This is a genomic window from Lysinibacillus sphaericus OT4b.31 (assembly GCF_000392615.1).
Classification (GTDB): domain Bacteria; phylum Bacillota; class Bacilli; order Bacillales_A; family Planococcaceae; genus Lysinibacillus; species Lysinibacillus sphaericus_B.
Genome location: NZ_KB933398.1, coordinates 2,994,496 through 3,014,938, shown reverse-complemented (window position 1 = coordinate 3,014,938; position 20,443 = coordinate 2,994,496). Strand labels below are relative to the sequence as shown.

General features: G+C 36.3%; 16 protein-coding genes and 1 riboswitch. Of the genes, 11 read left to right on the top strand and 5 right to left on the bottom strand.

Annotated elements, in window-relative coordinates:
• From H131_RS13810 to H131_RS13795, 5 genes are all read left to right on the top strand, one after another.
• Nucleotides 1-337 (top strand): transposase (locus H131_RS13810; protein ID WP_010859788.1); only part of this gene is annotated, 337 nt, incomplete at its 5' end.
• A 353-nt stretch (nt 338-690) separates the two neighbouring features.
• Complete coding sequence (locus tag H131_RS24545) at nt 691-942, top strand: hypothetical protein (RefSeq protein WP_010859787.1); 252 nt, start codon at nt 691-693, stop codon at nt 940-942.
• A 103-nt stretch (nt 943-1,045) separates the two neighbouring features.
• Nucleotides 1,046-1,471: a hypothetical protein gene (locus H131_RS13805; protein ID WP_010859786.1), complete on the top strand. Its 426-nt coding sequence runs from the start codon at nt 1,046-1,048 to the stop codon at nt 1,469-1,471.
• A gap of 605 nt (nt 1,472-2,076) precedes the next feature.
• Nucleotides 2,077-2,235, top strand: a complete 159-nt coding sequence (gene comX / locus H131_RS13800) for a competence pheromone ComX (protein ID WP_036130322.1) — start codon at nt 2,077-2,079, stop codon at nt 2,233-2,235.
• Entirely contained in the window at nt 2,208-4,559 is a 2,352-nt protein-coding gene (locus tag H131_RS13795) for a sensor histidine kinase (RefSeq protein WP_010859784.1), read from the top strand. The genes comX and H131_RS13795 overlap by 28 nt, the downstream gene beginning before the upstream one ends.
• 825 nt (nt 4,560-5,384) lie before the next feature.
• Here H131_RS13795 and H131_RS13785 read toward each other — a convergent pair.
• Genes H131_RS13785 through H131_RS25010 form a run of 3 tightly spaced genes read right to left on the bottom strand, consistent with a single transcriptional unit; the run spans nt 5,385 to nt 8,031 of the window.
• Complete coding sequence (locus H131_RS13785; RefSeq protein ID WP_010859782.1) at nt 5,385-6,683, bottom strand: ATP-binding protein; 1,299 nt, start codon at nt 6,681-6,683, stop codon at nt 5,385-5,387.
• Nucleotides 6,676-7,563, bottom strand: coding sequence for a tetratricopeptide repeat protein (locus H131_RS13780; RefSeq protein WP_036130316.1), 888 nt, complete (start codon nt 7,561-7,563; stop codon nt 6,676-6,678). The genes H131_RS13785 and H131_RS13780 overlap by 8 nt, the downstream gene beginning before the upstream one ends.
• An 18-nt stretch (nt 7,564-7,581) precedes the next feature.
• Nucleotides 7,582-8,031: a hypothetical protein gene (locus tag H131_RS25010; RefSeq protein WP_010859780.1), complete on the bottom strand. Its 450-nt coding sequence runs from the start codon at nt 8,029-8,031 to the stop codon at nt 7,582-7,584.
• A gap of 443 nt (nt 8,032-8,474) precedes the next feature.
• Here H131_RS25010 and H131_RS13770 point away from each other — a divergent pair, with 443 nt between their 5' ends.
• The 5 genes from H131_RS13770 to H131_RS13750 all read left to right on the top strand — a co-directional run bounded on the left by H131_RS13770 (nt 8,475) and on the right by H131_RS13750 (nt 17,037).
• Complete coding sequence (locus tag H131_RS13770; protein ID WP_010859779.1) at nt 8,475-11,339, top strand: hypothetical protein; 2,865 nt, start codon at nt 8,475-8,477, stop codon at nt 11,337-11,339.
• Between the two features lie 267 nt (nt 11,340-11,606).
• The gene (locus tag H131_RS13765; protein WP_230491852.1) at nt 11,607-12,929 is read left to right on the top strand and encodes a hypothetical protein; all 1,323 of its coding nucleotides are present in this window, start codon (nt 11,607-11,609) and stop codon (nt 12,927-12,929) included.
• Nucleotides 12,930-13,325: 396 nt separating this feature from the next.
• On the top strand, nt 13,326-14,576 hold the full coding sequence (locus H131_RS13760; protein WP_010859777.1) for an MFS transporter: 1,251 nt from the start codon (nt 13,326-13,328) through the stop codon (nt 14,574-14,576).
• A gap of 12 nt (nt 14,577-14,588) precedes the next feature.
• Complete coding sequence (locus H131_RS13755) at nt 14,589-16,004, top strand: M20 family metallopeptidase (RefSeq protein WP_010859776.1); 1,416 nt, start codon at nt 14,589-14,591, stop codon at nt 16,002-16,004.
• Between the two features lie 79 nt (nt 16,005-16,083).
• Nucleotides 16,084-17,037 (top strand): glutaminase, encoded by a 954-nt coding sequence (locus tag H131_RS13750; protein ID WP_010859775.1) that lies wholly within the window; start codon nt 16,084-16,086, stop codon nt 17,035-17,037.
• A gap of 293 nt (nt 17,038-17,330) precedes the next feature.
• Here H131_RS13750 and H131_RS13745 read toward each other — a convergent pair whose 3' ends face one another.
• Nucleotides 17,331-18,674 (bottom strand): amino acid permease, encoded by a 1,344-nt coding sequence (locus H131_RS13745; RefSeq protein WP_010859774.1) that lies wholly within the window; start codon nt 18,672-18,674, stop codon nt 17,331-17,333.
• Between the two features lie 166 nt (nt 18,675-18,840).
• Nucleotides 18,841-18,917, bottom strand: a riboswitch (glycine riboswitch).
• A 204-nt stretch (nt 18,918-19,121) separates the two neighbouring features.
• Between H131_RS13745 and H131_RS13740 the strand changes: the two genes are divergently transcribed.
• Nucleotides 19,122-19,277 carry a hypothetical protein gene (locus H131_RS13740; RefSeq protein ID WP_155242460.1) on the top strand — a complete coding sequence of 52 codons (156 nt, stop codon included), beginning with the start codon at nt 19,122-19,124 and terminating at the stop codon, nt 19,275-19,277.
• 410 nt (nt 19,278-19,687) lie between these two features.
• Here H131_RS13740 and H131_RS13735 read toward each other — a convergent pair whose 3' ends face one another.
• Nucleotides 19,688-20,074: a rhodanese-like domain-containing protein gene (locus tag H131_RS13735; protein WP_010859772.1), complete on the bottom strand. Its 387-nt coding sequence runs from the start codon at nt 20,072-20,074 to the stop codon at nt 19,688-19,690.
• Between the last annotated feature and the right edge of the window lie 369 nt (nt 20,075-20,443).

The window sequence follows — 20,443 nt, the reverse complement described above, 5'->3', positions numbered from 1 at the left end:
GCTAAAGTATACACGTCCTCATGAATGTAACGATTGTCCATTGGCTCACGATAGCTTATGTCAAAAGGTTTATAAAATGAAAATAACAAAAGATCTTAGACGATATACGGCTCCAGCAAGAGGCTCGAAAAAATGGAACCAACTCTATAAGGCGCGAAGTGCCGTTGAACGTGTAAATGCCTATCTAAAAGGCTACTTTCTATTGAATCAGATTTACCATTGTACAGGGAAAAAAGCTAAAGTTCATTTCGATTTAGTACACATTGCATACAATGCATCCAGACTAGCGATGGATAGACTTAGATATACTAATCTTCAAGAATCTACAGCATCATAAGGTATTTCATTCGTTTTTTTAAGTAATCATTCAATATTCTGCACGTCTATGATTTTTTTAAAATACGTATTATGAAATTGATTCAATCATAGAGTAGAACAAACTTTTGATGTTTGTTCTACTCTTTTTAATTCTTGTTACTCGACGTGCTTGTTGGCCGATATCTAATAGTGGAGAAGATTGGAGAAATATCTAAAGAAGTAATGGATAAATTTAATAGTAATTCAAGCTTGCAAATAGCTTAAATATATTAGAAGAAGTACGATTTGAATATGTCGGCTTTGATGAACAATTTGCTCCTACCTGTGTGCTTCAACAAATCGATATAAACGCAATTAGAGCATCAATCTGACTTGCCTAGTAGTGTATATTGGAAAATTCACCAGCAAAGCCGACTGATACGACCGTTCGTAAAACAGGTGCTAATAACTAGTGCAGATGCAAGTTTCTATATGCATGAAGTTTCTGAATCAACAATGATGAAAAATGGAATCGATTATGATACTGCACATGAAATGGCTATTAAAAAGTATAATGTTTCTTCATTTAGCATTAAAAAAACTGGAGAAAATTCTGGGGGTTGGATGAATGATTGCTTTAGATAATTTAGGACAAAACAAAAAAGGTAAATTATAGGTAAATAATTTACCAGATTTAAATTACGAGATTATAAATAGGTTAACAACTTCTATAAATATTGAAAACTGCATGTATATTAAGCCTACAAGCATAGCACTTGAGCTTTTACTTTCAAAACGTGACATGAATAATTATGCTTTCTTAGGCATGAAATTTACTCCTGAAAATATAAAAAGTCTTAATATTAGAGTAAATACTAGTTTGGATTTAGATGAAATTTTATCTGATAATATTGCAATGAAGTCAGATACTATATTTTTAGGAATACCAAACGAATATGCAGAAGCGATTATCGATACTACAAATAAAGTTGTCAGAGAACATTCCTTATTCCCATGTGGAGATTTAGAGTTTTTTATGGGGGCACATGGAGAAATTGGATCAAGTAAATTCTCATTTTCTAAGGTAACAGAAATATTATTAAAATTATTGATTATTGAGGCTGAAAATAAAAGTATTAATCAAATAGAAAATTTAGTTAAGAGTGGTCTGTAGGTTAAAAATGAAAAGGGTCTTCCTTACAACAAATAAACGTAATTCAACGCTACTGTATATCGTCTATTTGAAAAATTCGAATCATTCTTAAATTGCTCTAAACTACGTCTTCTAGTACTATCCGTAACAGGTTGGCTGCTGAAGTCATTTTTTAAAGTCTTATATGTTTTCAGCTTCCAACTATCTTATGAACTATGTCAAAAAATAACCTACTAGTGATTTATATAGAATGGCTATAAAAATACAGTATTGCTGTAGCAGATATAGTTCCTAGGAAGAAGCGTTTTAAAAAACGTCCTCGGATTTTTTTTAGGAGAAATGATGGGCAATTTATGCTCGAAAACAAGGGTCTAAAAATATCATATTGAACAAGAATTACTCATAATCTAAAATATTTTAGCATTTAATAGAAAATAATGTTGAAAAATTGTGAATAGATAGTATAATTATTTTATAGTTACATTTATGGTTAATAATTACTTTTTGATGATTAAAAAGTATGGTTGGTCACTATGCGATAGCTCTTAAAGTTCTACAGGTTGAGGTTCTAAATTTTCTAAATGTGACTATACGCTAGAAAAAAACTAATGAAATGAGGAGATTTTATGATTAACATGATTCAATTTTTAGAGCAAAATCCGACATTGGTTACACTGTTAAAAGAAAAAAAGGCTTCTCTAGTTGGCGTAACAGCACTTGAACAACAGGCTATTTTAGAATCTTATGAGGAAGACTTGTGTTTAGATCTTCGGTTGTGGAACTAAAACCAACTAAATACAAATGGTTTTGGCTTGTTATAGGTGTTTATTTAACAATAGGTTGTTATTTACTATTTGTAACTTATAGCAAGCCTTTCTTAAATATTGAAATAGAAGAGGAGAATGGACGTTGGATAGTCACTGACCCATATTATAAGGATTGGGCTGATAAACAAGGAGTATCACCTAGAGATGCTGTTTTAGACGTGGATGGCATTCAAATCAATGATATCGCTAATATAAAATATGACTTTGTAATTAGAGCAGCAAATGATTTAACAATAATGAAGCCAAATGGTCATTTGGTTCATGTACAAATAAAACCACAAGATATTCCGCAACAATTTTACTATATACTTGTAGTACCTACTAGTTATTATTTCCTGACGTTGATGATTTCGTTATATCTATACTACAAACAGAAGAATACGGCTTTATTAAATTTATTGATTCTGTTTATTCTCACGGTCTCATTGGCATATGTCAGTATAGGTGCATCTGGTATATTAAACAATGTTGGGATTATTGTGAATCGTAGTAGTATGTTACTTTGCCTCGTACTTTTAATTCACTTTTTAAGTAAGTATTTTGAATTTCTAAATATAGAATGGATGTTTTTTAAGAACATAAAAATACTTTATATGTTACCTGTGTTAGTAATATTTATGAGTATTTTTGGTATTACTTTTCGAGCTACTCATCTCATACTATCAAATGCAATCTTAGGGTTATTTTTTTTACTACTTATATTCATACTTAGTACGATGGTGGTAGGTTATATGAAATATAAAACGCCACAATTAAAAATTTTACTGAGTAGTATTATTATTCCGTTTTTGCCGTTCCTTTTTCTTTATGCTCTACCAGAAATTATATTTCAAAAACAAATACTTTCTGCGGATATCTGCTCTTTATTTCTCATGTTAATCCCTTTTAGCTTTATTTTCACACAACTAACAGAGCGTATATTTGATTTGGAATATTTTATTACACGTTTACGTTATTATGTTAGTTTTTCATTTGTATTTACACTGTGGCTATTATTAGGTGTTTATTGGTTTGCGGACCTACCCATATCAAAAATGGCAGAAATATTCTTCTTCTCTTTTTTGTCATTAACTGCTCTTTTTTATGCCAAGGAAAAAATCGATTACCGAAAGCGCAAAGTTCTTTTTTCTACAAAAGGCGATTATATCCATCGATTGTATACAACAGTTGATCGAATTGGACGAGTCATTAAAATTGAGGACTTACTGCAAAAATTTGTACAGGAGGCCGCTATACATCTTGAGATTAACAGTGTTTATGTATTAACATATGATTACAAAAATAATCAATTTATTTCTGCCAATAAATCAACCGAGTACCTACATAATCATTTCGATGAAGTATTAATTGAGCGGTTACAACTCGGGGATATAAAGAGAATCGACAAGTTTTATATGGCCTTCATCCACCAAGATGTGGATTATAAAAGAATATTGGTAGTAGATCATAATAATTCGATACATTTAAAAGATGAGGAACTGTTGTGGCTGGAATTGCTACTTTTATATTTAAATAATTTTATCGAAAATACGAAAATGGTGGAAGAGCTGTTAGAACAGTTAAAGCATATGAAGGTGGCCGATAAAAATCAACTACCGTGGCTAAATAAGTTACTCTGGTATAGATTTGAGGAAGAGAAGTTCCAATTGGCGCAAGAGCTCCATGATACCAATTTACAGGAACAGCTTCATATTGCTCGGGAAGTGAATGCACTTATGCATACCAAGAATACGACGGACATTCAGTGGCAGCTCGCCAAGATACATGAACAAATGATAACATCGTTGTATGATTTAAGAGTATATTGTGAGAATTTAAAACCTCCATTATTAGATACATTAGGGTTGAATGCTGCACTTGACAAGCTGATTCAGAAAACACGCAAAAGAGCCGACTTTGTCTTACTTTATTCAATCGATCGTCTTTATCTAGAAGATGAACGATTAAACCTTATGATTTATCGACTTTTTCAGGAGTTATTAAACAATGCAATAAAGCATTCCTCTTCAACCACGGTCGAAATTCACCTGCAAGAAATGGAAAATGGTTTTGGGATTTTTTACACAGATGACGGTGTAGGATTTAATATGGATGCCATTATCCGCTCTGATTCAATGGGATTAAAGGGCATGCAAGAACGGGTACAAGCCTTTAATGGACTGTTCTACATCAATTCAGAGGTAGGCAAAGGAATGTCTATTCAAATTACCGTCAATGAAGAGAACAACATTCTGGATTATGCTCAAAGTGGATGGTCGTCTCATTTCACTAGAGGGCACTAAAAATATATTGCAAAATGGATAGTAAAAGAAAATCATAATCAATTCCTTCTAATTAATTTCGTGCTGAGGCGATGAGTTCAGTACGAACATTGAGTAGGAGGTTTTTTGATGCCGCAGTCGGAAGTTTTTCGAATGAATGCTTATAAAAAATTGAAACGATTTATTGGAATTGTATACGCATGGATACATATAGCAATATGTAAAATTGAAGGTTGTAGATTTTATTATGCCAGAAAATGAAGTAAGGGAGTTTTACTGATATTACTATCTAATGGGGAGGTATTTGGTCGTGTCTCATGTGGAAACTAGATACCCGAGAGATTCTTGGCTAGACCCGAGCGTTTCTTGGCTCGACCTGAGCGAAACTGACCTTAACCCGAGCGGAAACCACGTGTACCAGAGCGAATCTTGGTTAGACCCGAGCGAAAAACGTGTGGGCCAGAGCGTATCTCGCCTTGCCCCGAGCGGAAAGCGTGAGTGCCTAAGCGATTCTTGGCTAGACCCGAGCGGAAAAGCGTGTGTACCCGAGCGAAACTGACCTTGACCCGAGCGTTAAACGGTAGGACCCGAGCGATACTGGCCTTGCCCCGAGCGGAAAGCGTGTGTACCCGAGCGTTTCTTCGCTCGACCTGAGCGGAAACCGTAAGGACCCGAGCGATTCCCTTGACTCGAATAAAACTCCGACTGACGGAAGCGATAAACCTGGCTTACCCCAAGATGGCCCCATTATTTAGTTGTGCATAAACTATAGCGTTAAAAAAGAGGCGTCTCTAAGTTTGAGATGCCTCTTTTCTGCTGATTTTCCTTACTGCCTTGAATCTTATTTTATATGCGCCGACCATGGGCACGCAGATATTTTTCAACATCATTGTAGAGTCCTGTTTGGTTTGCGTATTTAACGTAGTTTTTTGCTGTACGTAGCCATTCTAATGTAGATGGTTGTAAATCTTTTAATACATGTAGTAGATCATTTGTTGTAATTGGTCGTTCATCACCAGTTGTTAAAATTTCAGCAAGTACATTTTCAGTAGCTAATTCTATGACATTTTCGATATCTGCACCTGAGAAAAACTCAGTTTGCGCCGCAAGTGTTGTTACATCAATGTCTTCAGCATATCTTCCTTTTAGCTTCAATTGAAAAATTAGTTTTCTTGCTTTTTCATCTGGTGGGGCGACAAAAATGAGTCGGTCGAATCGACCTGGACGCTTTAACGCATTATCAACATCCCACGGGGTATTCGTTGCTGCCATTACAAGAATTTCATCTGTGTTTGTATCGATTCCTTCCATCTCTGTAAGGAAGGTATTAATTAAGCTTCTAGCATTTGCTGAAGAATGAGAACGACTATAACCAAGTGTATCTACTTCATCAAAGAACATAATACTTGGCTTTTGCAAACGTGCTTTATCAAAAAAGCCTTCTAAATTTTGTTCACTTTCGCCAGTGTACCCACTTAGAATGTCTGTAATATGAACAGGGTAGAAATTAGCCTTACATTCACCAGCAGTTGCCTTGGCTATAAATGTTTTTCCACATCCGGGTGGTCCGTACAGGAGAACACCACCGCCTACTTTTTTTCGAAACTTTGCAAACAGACCTTTGTTGTAAAAAGGACTAATAATGCGAAGATTAATAGTCTTTTTTAAATCGTCAAGACCAGCAACATCTGCAAACGTGACTTGATTCTTCATTTTTTTTGCAGTTATTTTGGGATTTTCGCCATCAATGACTTTTAATCGCGGTTCAAGATCCAATAAACTTGTTTGTTGTTCTGTCTCTTCTTCTTCCACTTTTACAAATAGCTCTTCAGCTGAAGCGGCAATTGTTTCGTCACCCTCGTTCTCCTCGTTAATTGCGTTAATCTGGTCAACTTCATCCAACACATAAATTTGTTCGGGGTGCGTTGTCTCTGCTTGTTGAATATGTATGCTCGCCTTAGTCAGCTCATTGATGATTTCCTTACGTAGCGTTTCGTCTGCACAGAAAGAAATGCCAGTAGTATAAGACTGAATGGCTTCTAGCCAACGACTATTTTCAGCAAGTTCTTTTCCAAGCCAGTAGTGTGCCTGAGGGTCTGTTGGGCTTTGCTCAACCATTTGTTGTAACCATTTTACTTTATCCATAATTGTATCCCCTTAATTTTTTTAGTCCCTTCACTAACGGGACTGAAATCCATGTATAAAGTGCAAGTACAATATAGCACTTCATCCATAATATTCCTATATCTTCAAAACCTAAGAACAAGAGTGTGAAAGTCGTCCCAACACCAATTAGCCAAAAAACAGGTGCACCTCCAAAGCGTTCTATTATACGATTTAGTGCTAATAATGGGTGTCCTGAAAATTCCATTTCTTCTAATATTGATAGTAAATTTTTATCTTCTGGCTGTAGAAGATAGGCTTGTCTATAATATTCTTTAGCTTCTTTGTCGTTATGTCGAAAGGAAGCATTATTGCCAAGATGCAGTAGCTTGGCTAATTCACTATCTGCGGAATTCATATATTGCTCAAGTGCTAGTACTTGTTGTTGCTTGTCACCATGGACGCCTTCTAAAGTAAAATGCTTTCGTAGAACATAGGCATTTTCTGGATCTAATTCTAAAGCTTTTTCTATTAATAATTTTGCTTTTTTTCGATGACCTGTTTTTTTCATTAGGACGGCATAGCTAGCGTGTGTCTCTGCATCGTTTGGATTCAAGCAAAGTACTTCTAGAAAGGATGCTTCCGCTTCTTGCCATTTCTCAGTTTCCATATAAAGATGGCCTAACACATAAAAGACAATTTCTTCATCATGGCCTAATCTCATCGCTTCGTGTAATTGCTCTTCAGCATCATCAAATTCGTCAATAGTATAGTTGCTATATCCTAACATATACCAAAGCATACTATTTTCTATATGGTCTTGTAATTCTTCCTTTACGAGCTCAATAACTTGATTATATTTTCCAATATCAAAATAATGCTCGATGACTTCAAAAGATGTTTCTTCGTATTCGTTCATCAAGGTACACGCCTTCCTTTTTTACATTGCTAAAATAAACGCTAGAATAAGTGCATCAATCAGACCTGCCAGTATACACCAAGTCAAGCCTGATCCCATTAAAGGTTCTGTATCTCCACCAACTGCTATATGTTCTTTGTAGGGTTTGTTAAGAAATGCAAAGAATATAAAAAAGCCAACAGCTCCAGTTAATCGCCCAACAAGCTTAATAAACGTATCATCGATCGCAATTATTTGTTGTGAGATTAAGTAAACGAGTACAATTTTGGATATGAATAGAATAATACTAATAACCGTTAATAGTTGTATGTATTTTTTCTCTAATTTCAAGGATTTTGCATTTCGTATACCTAACACTGAAACGGCAAGAATCCCACCAATTATTGCCACGAAAAATAGGTTGCTAACCTCAAAGCTTTTTGTTTTCTCCACGTCATTCCCGGTCAAACTTGGTGTATATAGATTTTCCATACACCCATCTACCTCCTTAAATGTTATAAATAGTATAATAACATTTGTATTATACATATATATAACAATCTTGGAAACTACATAAAGGATAGTTACATACTTCGTAATGGTCATTGAATTTTAATGAATAAGTCAAAAAATGGTATTAAACCTAGTATGAAGTTAAAAATAAATAAACAAAAAAAGTCTAGCAATCATTATTGATGGCTAGATTTTTTTGTCAGAAAAAAGGAAGCAGATACTTCCATTATGGTTGGGTAATAGTTGGAAAAGAAAAATAAAGTTGATTTATGATATAAAATGGTAAATAAAATCAAATTATTATTTTTTTGATTATTAAATTAGGTAAGAAATACACTTTATGAGAAAAATGCGGTAAAACAAAGGAAATTATTGAATTGTTACCGATATAATTTTAGAGATGAAATGAGGAGGACTGAATATTGAATAAAAAATTACTTTTCACCGTAGCAGCTATTCCGGCAGCCCTTATTGTTCCTACAGTAGCTGGAGCAGAGGGAGTTTCAACTATTTTAATCACAGGAACGAATACCGTAAATGAAACATTAAAGGCGTCTATTGAAAACTTACCAGCAAACACAATTGTAAATAAGTATCAGTGGTACTATGTAGAGAACGAAAGTGGTACCAAGACTACTACGAACAAACCAATTTCAGGTGCAACAATGGCATCTTTTACAATCCCAGCTGAAGCAGCAGGTAAAACAATTTTTGTAGAAGCGACTTCGACGACTGGTAGTACGTATAAAAGTGAATCACGTACCATTAATACATTGGAACTTGAGATTACACAGCCAACATTTGATTCGACTACAAACTTTGTAGCACCAGGTGAAACGGTAAGGGTATCAGGGGCCAAAGTAACAGATAAAGGCGGGGCAAAGTTACAAAGTAGTCAAATTACATATAGCTATCAATGGTTTTATAAAGTAGGTGAATCGTTCACTATTATCAACGGTGCAACAGCTGGTACTTATAAAATTCCAGCAGATGCATTAGAAAATGGAATGAAAGATTTTATAGTGAAAGTGCAGGCGAAGGTTGGTCCAGCAGTTGTTGAGTCGGATGTATCTGCACCGATAACAGTATCTAAAGAACCGTCTGATACATTGATTAACGATATTAAAACTTTACGTATAAGCGACAGCAAATATAATGTATCTAGCTTAGAATCATTTAAAGCGGAAATAGATGCATTAGAAAAAAAATATCAAGACCTATCGCCCGCTGCGAAGGCAAATGTGACCAACTATGATGTATTAAAGAGAGCACTTACTGACGTAGAGGCAATAAACAAACTAAATGAAAAAGTAAATAAAGTAAAAGAAGTAAGTGAAAAAGACTTACCTAAATATATAAAAGAAATTGAAGATGCCTACGATAAGTTTGATTTATTACAACGCAGCTTAGATATAGGTGATGTTTTATATACTAATATTAAGGACATTTTGAAAGAACCTGCAGATATTGCAGAAATTGCTGAAGTAAGAAGATTGAATCAAGCGATTGTTGCATTATTATCCTATGAAAATTCCCTTGTGAAGTATGTACCTACAAGCATGGAGTCTCTAAAAGTAGCTGTTGAGGCGATTGAAACAGATATAGCGAAGTTATCAAAAAACTATCAAGTCACTGTACAAAATCAAACAATCTTAAATGAAGCGAAGCAGGACATCAAAAAGATTGAACAATTTATTAAGCTTTTCGATAAATTATCAGTAAATAATACACCGAGCAAGCAAGTAACAGCTGCAAAATCAATTCGTACAGCCTATGAAAAGCTCACTTACAAACAGCTGCAACTAGTGCCAGCTACGTATGTCACGCAATTACTAGCTGCAGAAAATGCAGAGGAAAATCAAATTTATTTTTTAAATACTGAGATAGCTCGCTACATAGGAGACGTAAGCTATCCGATAAATCCATCTGCGGAATCATGGCAAGGTCATGTGAAAAATGTTAACCAAATAATTACTGATTATAAAAGCTTAACGAAAACTTCAGCTGCTAAAATTATCGGTTATCAAAGCATTTTAACGCTGCAAAAAGATATCAAAACAGCAGAAAAAGTCATTAAGGACATGGCCGCATATAAAAATCTTACATTGACAAGCGGTGTAGCTGAAAGTAAATTACAATCTACTTATAGTAATACGTTAAAAGCTTATAATAAGTTGACAAGTTTGCAGCAATCACTTGTTTATAATGCAGATGAATTTTTGAATAAATCACCAAATGTAACGGTTGATGGTAAAGAGCCAGCAGATAAAGCGGCAGCAGAAGCTCTAAAAGCTGACATTGCGAAGTTTGCTGATGTAACAAAATACTCCTTCACGCAATTAGAAACGGCTGTAAACGCAGCGACAGCGACTTATAAAAACCTCTCATCTTCAGCACGTAAGTATGTGACAAACTACCATTTATTAACGGCAGCAACTAAAGACGTTACTGGGGTAAAATCATTCCATAAAAAGGTACAAACTGCTAGAGAGGAAATGGACGTTGCTAAGCAAGCGAAGAAAATAGAGACTGTGGAAAAGGCCTATGCAAAATTACCAGCAAATCAGCAGCATTTAGCAAAACCACAGTACGAAGATTTACTAAATAATCGTTTAGTAGATGGAAATGCACCGAATATTTCAAAATTAAATGGACAAATAGCGGCAATGGTGTCGGACGATTTATATACGGTGTCTCTCCAAGAAATTCAGAATCTTTCTGCTCAATATAATAAGTTGAGTTCAAGTGATAAGAAGCTCATCACTAATGCCTCGATTTTAACAGCAGCTGTTTCAGATGTTAAAAAAGTAGAGACTTTCATGAAGCAGTATGATAAGTCATTTGCTAGTAATCCGACAACGGTTATTAAAGCATTTGCAAAACTTACTGCAAAGCAAATGAACTTGGTAAGCCAGGATACTCGCCAAAAGATTATTGAGGCTGATAAGAACCAACAAAAAGCAAACGAAACGGCATTAGGCTTAATAGAAGCTATTAATTTGCTTGTTCAAAATGGTGATTATGTAGCCGATTTACAAACGAAGGTAGCGACCATCCGAGCAGACTATGATAAGTTGAGTTCTTCAGAAAAAAACATCGTGAAAAATTATTCAAAGCTAACACAAGCTGAGAGTGATTTGAAAAAAGTAGCGGAAGTACATGCATTGCATGAAGCAATTCCTGCTGAAAATAGTGAAACAGCTCGCAAAGCTTGGCAAACTGCGTATGGGAAGCTTTCGAAAAAATTAGAGCTTCTATATAATAAGTTATATCCAAATGATTTGTAGGTGCCTGGCACCCACACAATTTTCACACAATTTGCATAAAATATTACCCCGAACTGTTATGTAGTTCGGGGTTTTTTATGCCTAAATTTTGCTTTATTATGGGTTATATAGATAAAATAGAAAGTTAATTTTGAAATCACTACCTATTGTGATGGTCCTTTCATTTGGCTAGCCGTTCATTTCTTCGTTATACTATTTACAATTGAAAGGTAGAGACCAATATATATTTAGCATGATGAGAGCAGTTGACATAGAAAGTAGGAATAAATGATGTATAAAATTGGTGTTGTTGGGCCTGCAAAATCGGTAGAAAGAATTATATTGTTAGCCCAAGAAATTGAACAGGATATGGAGTTTAAGCCCTATATTTATTCAATTGCTACGGAAACAAAAAATATTGTGGAAGCCCATGATCAGCATGTTGATTTTTGGCTTTTTTCTGGCTATATACCATTTAAGATTGCCAGTCAGACGAGCGTGCCACAGGACAAACTTACACATATTTTCTTTTCTGAGGCAGCCATTTATCAAGGTTTTTTGGAGCAATCTTATAGTATGGGAAAGCTCATTGACAGTGTAAGTGTAGATATTATTCCTTCTCCTGCACAGATGGCAGCAGAAGGGCTTGAGAAAATCGAAAAAAATGTGAAACAGCTGTTTGTCAAAGAATTTGATGTAGCAATTGATCCGAAAGAGTTATTTGACTTTCATTTTCAGCTTTGGCAGAAAGGAAAAATTGAATTTGCCATTACTTGTTATCCAACAGTAGATGAACAGCTAAAAGAAGCTGGTGTCCCCTCTTATTGGGTATCCCCTACAAAGACTGAGATTTATCATACCGTTCAGTTATTTACTGAAAAAATCAAGACCTCCTATTATAAAGAGACGCAAATTGGCGCTCTAATGCTAGAAATAAAAGATTTCGACTCATTAAAAGAGCGGATGAAGCTAGGCTATCAAATTCAGTATTTAGAATTACGGATGAAGGAAAATTTATTGCAGCTATGTGAACAGGTGGATGGTTCCTTAATAGAAGAAGGCAATGGTAAATATACAATTTTTAGCACGAGAGGAGCAATCGAAGGGCAAATTCAATTTATAAAAGAAAAAATGTATCAGCTGTCAATCGAAATGGATGCGAAAGTGACTGCTGGCATTGGCTTTGCTCAGACTGTGTTTAATGCGGAATTACACGCTCATAGGGGATTGCGTCAAACGAAAGTAAACGAATCCATTGATATTGTGATGATTCAAGATGATGGAACCATTATTGAATCTGTGGGCAATACGGAGGAGCTCTCGTACTCTTATCGAGCGGAAGATCCCGTTGTAATTGAGAAATTGAAAAAAGCAAGTGTAAGTGTTAAAACATATACAAAAATTCAAGCATTAATTCAAAAAATGCGCTGGAAGCATTTTACGACAAAAGATTTAGCGTCACAACTCCAGATGAGTGAGCGCAATGCACAGCGTATAGTTGCAGATTTATGTAGTGTAGGCTTAGCCAAAATCTATGGTGAAGAGTTGCAACATACACGGGGAAGACCAATTAAAATTTACCAACTTATCTCGTCAAAAAATACAAATTAATGAAAAGATGTCCCGAACCTTCTAAGTGGTTTTTGGGCCATTTTTCGATTATGAAAAAGCACGATAAAACAGGGGTTTACACAGTTTTCTTTAGAAAGATGGTGTCTCAATTATTTTGGGGGCACCATCTTTTATTTATAAAAATTTTAAAAAAATATTGAAATATCATATAATTTTGCTTATTATACGAATATATAACGAAATTGTCGTTATATAAGGGGATTGATTTTAATAGACAGGGAGAGATGAACGCAATCGTGTTTAACTGGCTACGAACTATGTTGAATTGGTTAAAATATATCGCTCGAAGCAGACGGATAAATACCTTTTCAAAGCAAATCGTATCCTTAGATTTATGTAGTGAAAATGCATTTTTAAAACATGGGAGGGCATGACATGGTAACAAATGATATAACAAAGAAATCTAGAAATTTGATATTAGGATTATTATTTTTAGGGTGGTCATTAGGGAACTTAGATCGCTACATCATGAACTATGCAGTAGTATCCATCACAGACGATCTAAGTTTAGATGCTTCCTCAACGGGCGTGATATTAAGTGCTTTTTTTCTAGGTTATGCGATTATGCAGATACCTGGTGGTTGGCTTGCAGATAAATTTGGTGCTAAAAAAATCTTACTTCTATCGGTAATCATGTGGTCAATTTTCACAGGTTTAACAGCTATTGCTTGGTCTTTAGTAACAATGATTGTTATTCGATTTTTATTTGGTATTGGAGAAGGTGGGTTTCAACCCTCTAGCTCAAAAATAATCGCTACTATCTTTCCGAGGGAAGAAAGAGGTAGAGCGATGTCGATTATGCTTACCTCTGCGGGGATTATGTCACTAATTGTTCCTTTACTGTCGGCTTATATGTTAGGGACAATCGGTTGGCGTATGATGTTCATCATTATTGGGGCGATTGGCGCTATTATTGCCTTTTTGTATTGGAAATATATTAAATTACCTGAAGATACAGTGGCATCAACTGGAAATGTTGAAAATAAGGTGAGTGCTACAAACAAAGTGAACTTTAAGGAACTATTTAAAACGCCGCTTATGTGGAATTTAATCATTGCGTATTTCTGTATTTATGCAGTGAACTGGGGATTAGTATCATGGATTCCTACTTATCTTCAGAAAAATCGTGGACTCGATTTGATGTCCATTGGTTGGGCACAAACAATTCCAGCTATCACGACGATTATTGGCGTGTATGGTAGCGGATACATCATAGATAAATTACCGCGCGGGATGGATAAAATTTTAGGTTCCATTTCATGTGCAATCATTGGGCTTTTATTATATTTAATGTTTACTGCTGAAACAGTGACAATGTTTATAGGCTATCAAACTATGGTTTCTATTTTTATTGCATTTGTAATCACACTGCTGCCTGCAATTGTTCTAAAGAAATTGCCTTCATCCATTACAGGTTCAGCAATGGGCGTTGCCAATACAGGTGGGCAATTAGCGGGATTTGTGACACCAATGGCTATTGGATTTATGGTAGATGCCTTTGACGGTTCATTTGATGCAGCCTTTTGGATGTTAATTGCCTTTGCGGTAATTTGTATAATAGCGCTCCTTACTTTGAATGATCAAAAAGGAAATCTATTGAATTCAGAAAATAATACAGTCGCTTAAGGAGGAAAAAGTATGCGTTTACATGAAAAAATTTCAACATTAGTCGAAGCAAAGAGGGAAGCGGGTATACAGTTAAGTGATGCCATTTGGGCAGTTCCTGAACTTCACTTCCATGAGGAAAAATCTGTTCAATATATGAAGGAAGCTTTAGAAAAAGAAGGCTTTGAGACGGAAATTGGTATTGCCAATCTTGATACAGCACTTGTAGCAACATTTGGCACAGGGAAACCAGTTATTGCTTTTCTTGGTGAGTATGATGCGCTACCGGGTTTAAGTCAGAGAGGCGGCACCACTCAGCATGAACCGCTCGAGGTGGGAGGGAATGGTCATGGCTGTGGTCATAATTTATTAGGCACAGGTGCATTTGCTGCAGCAGTGGCTGTTAAAGATTACCTTGAGGAAAATAATCAATCTGCGACTATCCGTTTTTACGGCTGTCCTGCTGAGGAAAATGGTTCAGGGAAGGCTTATATGGCTCAGGCGGGAATCTTTGATGATGTAGACATTGCGATATCATGGCATCCAGGTACCTTTTCAACAGTGATGACATGTAGTTCTCTAGCAAACTATGCAGCTACTTTTAAGTTTACGGGAAAAAGTGCACATGCAGCCGCGGCCCCTCATCTTGGAAGAAGTGCTTTAGATGCCGTGGAGTTAATGAATGTCGGTGTTAATTATTTACGTGAGCACATTATTCCGGAAGCGCGCTTACATTATGCAGTGACCAATACAGGTGGGACATCACCAAATGTTGTACAACAGTATGCAGAGGTGACATACTTAGTACGAGCACCTAAAAAACATCAAGTGCAAGAGATTTATAAGCGTGTTGAAAACATAGCAAAAGGTGCCACATTAATGACAGAAACATCTGTAGAGGTTGTTTTTGAAGGAGCCGCTGCAAATCTTATACCAAATAAAACACTTTATGATATTATGTATAAGCAAATGCTTGAAATTGGCATGCCTACGTATACAACTGAAGACGACAAGCATGCTGCAGCTATTTTTAAGACATTTTCTCCTGAGGTTCAGGCAACAGCATTAGTAGGGCTAAATAAAATGGATGCCATACAGCTAAAAGATAAAGTCATTGCGGATAGCATACCTAGTATATTACCAGAGTTTATAATGGGTGGCTCTACCGATGTAGGGGATGTAAGCTGGAATGTTCCAACTGTGCAATGTACAACAACATGCATGGCTTTAGGTACACCGCTTCATACATGGCAGGTTGTGTCTCAAGGTGTGATGCCGATTGCGCATAAAGGCATGTTGCAGGCGGCAAAAACCATGGCTTGTACAGCAATAACATTGATCGACAATCCAGCGCTTATTAAAGAGGCGACGAAAGAATGGCAAGAGCGTCTTGATGGTGAACCTTATGTTTCGTTAATTCCACAGGACGCTACTCCTCCAAAGTTTTAACAAGTAGGCTAAATTTGACTAGAGTCTTCATAGAGTAATACTATGAAGGCTCTGTTTTTCTTGAAAGGGGAAATTAAATATGATAGAAGATCATACAAAAATAGCACAATGGGTGGAACAGTTTCGACCTTATGCCAAAGAAGGAAACTGCGCTAGCTATATACCAGCATTGGCCCAAAAAGATCCAAATCAACTAGCCATTGCTATCATCGGCCCAGATGGTAGGGAAATGAGGGCAGGAGATACAACTGAAACCTTTACACTCCAAAGTGTATCTAAAATTGTTAGTTTTATTTCAGCATGTATGGATAAAGGATTGTCTTATGTATTAGAGCGTGTTGATGTAGAACCTACAGGTGATACGTTTAATTCCATCGTACGCTTAGAAAGTCATCAGCCAGGAAAACCTTTTAACCCGATGATTAATGCAGGAGCTATTACAGTATCTTCTATGCTTGCAGGCGCCTCACCACAGGAAAAAATAGATAATCTACTGCATTTTTTAGAAAAAATGATAGGAAAAAAAGTTAGTGTCAATGAAGAGGTTTTTCACTCGGAATGGGAAACGGCTAATCGGAATAGAGCGCTAGCATACTATTTGATGGCATCTGGTTATTTAGATTGCCCAGTTGAGGAAGCGCTGGAAGTTTATTTAAAGCAGTGTGCTATTGAAGTAGATGTTGCTGATATGGCCATGATAGGATTAGTAATTGCCAATGATGGATATCATCCTATATTAAAAACACAGTTATTTCCAAAGCAAGTAGCCAAATTAACAAAAGCGTTAATGGTGACTTGTGGTATGTATAATGCGTCTGGTAAATTTGCGGCGTTTATCGGATTGCCTGCTAAGAGTGGTGTCTCGGGAGCGATTCTAGCGACTGTGCCAAGCCATGCAAGCTTACAATCACCATTTCCGGCTGGTTGTGGAATCGGCATTTATGGGCCTGCAATAGATACAATAGGTAACAGTGTTGCAGGTGTTCATTTACTGAAGCATATTGCCACAGAGTGGAACATGAATATTTTTTAGTTACTATAGAGGTTTTTCTGAGGTGCGAATCACCATTGTTCTTGGGGTAATCCTTGAGAATGAGGTATGTTGTAACTTAGCACATGCACTAAAAAATCAGTAGACAAGCATACAGGCTTGTCTACTGATTTTATTTTATTCTTTGAAAACCCCGCAGGAGCGTAGCGACGAGGAGACGGAAGCCATGCCCACGAAAAGCGTCCACCGTAGCAGAAATCAACGGGCTCATATAGACACTTCTATTAGAAAAAAGACTGTAAACAAACTAATCTGACCCAAAAAAGTTAGTCAGATCATTCTGATTTTCTTTTTACTTTATAGAGAATAAATAACACAATAAACCATAGCGGTGTTAATAGTAACGCTGTACGCGTTGCTTCAGAGATGAACATGATCACTAATAAGAAGGCGAAGAAGGCAAGCACCAAGTAGTTCACAAATGGTGTAAATGGCGCTTTGAAAATCGATGCTTCATGGCGTGCTCGATTTTTGCGTTTATAAATAATATGAGAGATTAAAATGATACTCCATACCCATATAAAACAGATAGCACTAATTGTCGTCACGACACTAAAGGCATTCTCCGGCATTAGCTTACTTAATAATGCTCCTACTGATACAACAAACGCAGACACAACAAGTGCATTACTTGGTACGCTGTTTTTATTTAATTTTGCAAATGATGGTGATGCTTGTTTATTGCTACCAAGATTAAAGAGCATGCGGCTAGTAGAGAATAGGCCACTATTACCGGCTGAAGCAGCTGATGTTAGCACGACAAAATTAATAATACCTGCTGCAATAGGAATTCCAGCTAGTGTAAATACTTGCACAAATGGGCTGCTTGCCGCAGACATTTCATTCCAAGGGTTAATGCATAAAAGGACAAATAGAGCACCCACGTAAAAAAGTAAAATTCGTATTGGAATTTTATTGATGGCAGATGGGATATTTTTTTGTGGATTTGCTGTTTCAGCAGCGGAAACACCGACTAGTTCAACACCTACAAAAGCAAAGACTACCATTTGGAAGGCCATGAGGAATCCATAGATGCCGTTAGGGAAAATCCCACCATGTCCCCAAAGATTTTCCACAGAAACTGTACCAGAGCTTGTTTGGAACCCAGTAAATAGCATAAATAATCCTATAATAATGAGGGCAACAATCGTCACGACTTTAATAAGCGCAAACCAGAATTCTAGTTCACCAAATAGTTTTACTGTCAGTAAATTTAAAATTAATAGCAGTACTAAACAGCCAATTGCTGGTACCCATTGTGGAATATCAAACCAATATTGTGTATAGACACCGACTGCAATAATATCCGCCATCGCCGTCATAATCCAGCAGAACCAGTATGTCCAACCAGTGACATAGCCTGCCCATGGACCGATATATTCTGTGGCGAAATCTGTAAATGATGTATAACCTGCATTCGATAATAATAGTTCACCAAGCGCACGCATAACAAAGAACAGGGCAATTCCGACAATTAGATAGGCGAAAATAATTGAAGGTCCTGCTAAGGCGATGGCTTTTCCTGATCCTAAAAATAAGCCTGTGCCTATTGTGCCGCCGATGGCAATTAATTGCACATGACGATTTTTTAATTCGCGTTTTAACTGTTGTTGTTCCACGTTAACCCCTCCAAAGATGCGTAAAGCTAAGACTGGAAAATAAAAAAGAGACTAGTAGCGACACTAGTCTCGTAAACGTCAGAATAACAAATACCATTTGAGGATGTTTAATTTAAAAAAATTAAGCTCAACATTCGTGTGGTATAGCTTTCGTGGTGAAAGTTTGTATTACTCCTCTGTCCTTTTGCCTGAGATAGTGAACCCTTCGGCGACGCATATTGCGCTCTCTCCAGAAATGCTCCTGCTATAGTTTTATCCATAGCATTCATAGCACGTATCGTCGTAAAGACAATACAATATTTTAAGATATTATACATCCTATCAATGCTTACGCTTTTATTCAAGTATTAAAAATTGGCTATTTTCAGAAAATAGAAAAATAGCGTGCCGATTGATAAATTATTTACACAACTTAGTATTTTTAGACATACTAAAAAAGTTAAATTTATGCTGGTTGTCATAGCTAGTAGCATGATTTCGTTTTATTTTCCTGAATTAGGTAAAAAGATGAATCAAGTGAAGGAAGCAGCAAGGTTATTGGCAGAAGAAGGCGAAATGAAAGAGATTAGTCTTGTAGCCATTCATAATTTAGCAGAGCTATAGAAAGAACGAAGAGTATGACAAGATGTGTATCTATGTCAAGCAGGCTGATAGCGATGGAGCCTGAATCATTTATGTGCAACAAGAAATGTTCGCTACTAATGAAATGTATATACCTTTACGTGCTTTACTCTTTTTGTCCTATGCATGATCAAGGGCTTGGTGAAAGAGAACTAAATGGTTAGTCGTTAGACAACTACTATTATATAGTAGAAACTCAGAATATTAGAAAAAAGCTAGCAATTAAAGCAGCTGCTAGCTCTTTATAAAAAATATAAGAAAGTATAGGCATTGGCGCCGCACACAGGAGGTCGCTTCGATTCGTGTTTCGTCCTCTCAGTAGCTTACCGAGTGTGCAGCTTTTTTGCGCTTTATGTGAACTGTCAGCGGAAAAATGTGCAAATGCGCAATTCTTATTGTTTTTTTGTTTTTATTTTACCAGTCCAATTACGGAAGCCGCCTTCAAGCTGGTAAATTTGGTTGTAGCCACGTTTTTTTAAGAATAGTGCAGCACGAGCACTACGACCTGTATTTTGGCAGTATAAATATACTGGTAAATCTGGTCGGATTTCTTTGTAACGTTGACGTAGTGCTGTAGAAGGAACGCTTCGTGCGCCAAGAATATGACCTGCCTCGAATTCTTTTTGCTCACGCACATCAATTAGCTGTGCTTTACGGTAGCCTTCAATAAACTGTTCTTGTGTTAAGTTGGTTACGGCTTTTTTTAGACGCATTGCATTTATCGCGATATATGCAATTAGAACTACTAAAATTACACCAATTGTGATAAGTATGTCCAAGATTTTCTTACCCCTTTCTATCTTCTTTATCATTATAAAAGATGCGGTAGCGATAGTCCAATGAGTTTGATAAAATTAACTAGATTGTGGCTAAAAATAAGATAGCTTTAAGTAGCACATGTTATGAAGTAGTATCAGTCACGCAGTCTCTTGCCTCTATAAGGTGATGTGATTGTAAAAATAATTTGAATGAAGAACAAGCCCCGGCGGATGGCACAAGTTTTGAAGGAACCCGTTGCGTCTATGCGACAACCATTAATCGACCTGCCTGGGTAAATCGCCACGTCCTGTGGTTTGACTGAGATGACGAACATTGTGTCAACCTGCGCAGGTCCAAAAAGCAATTCAAAATTTGGTTTTAATTACGCC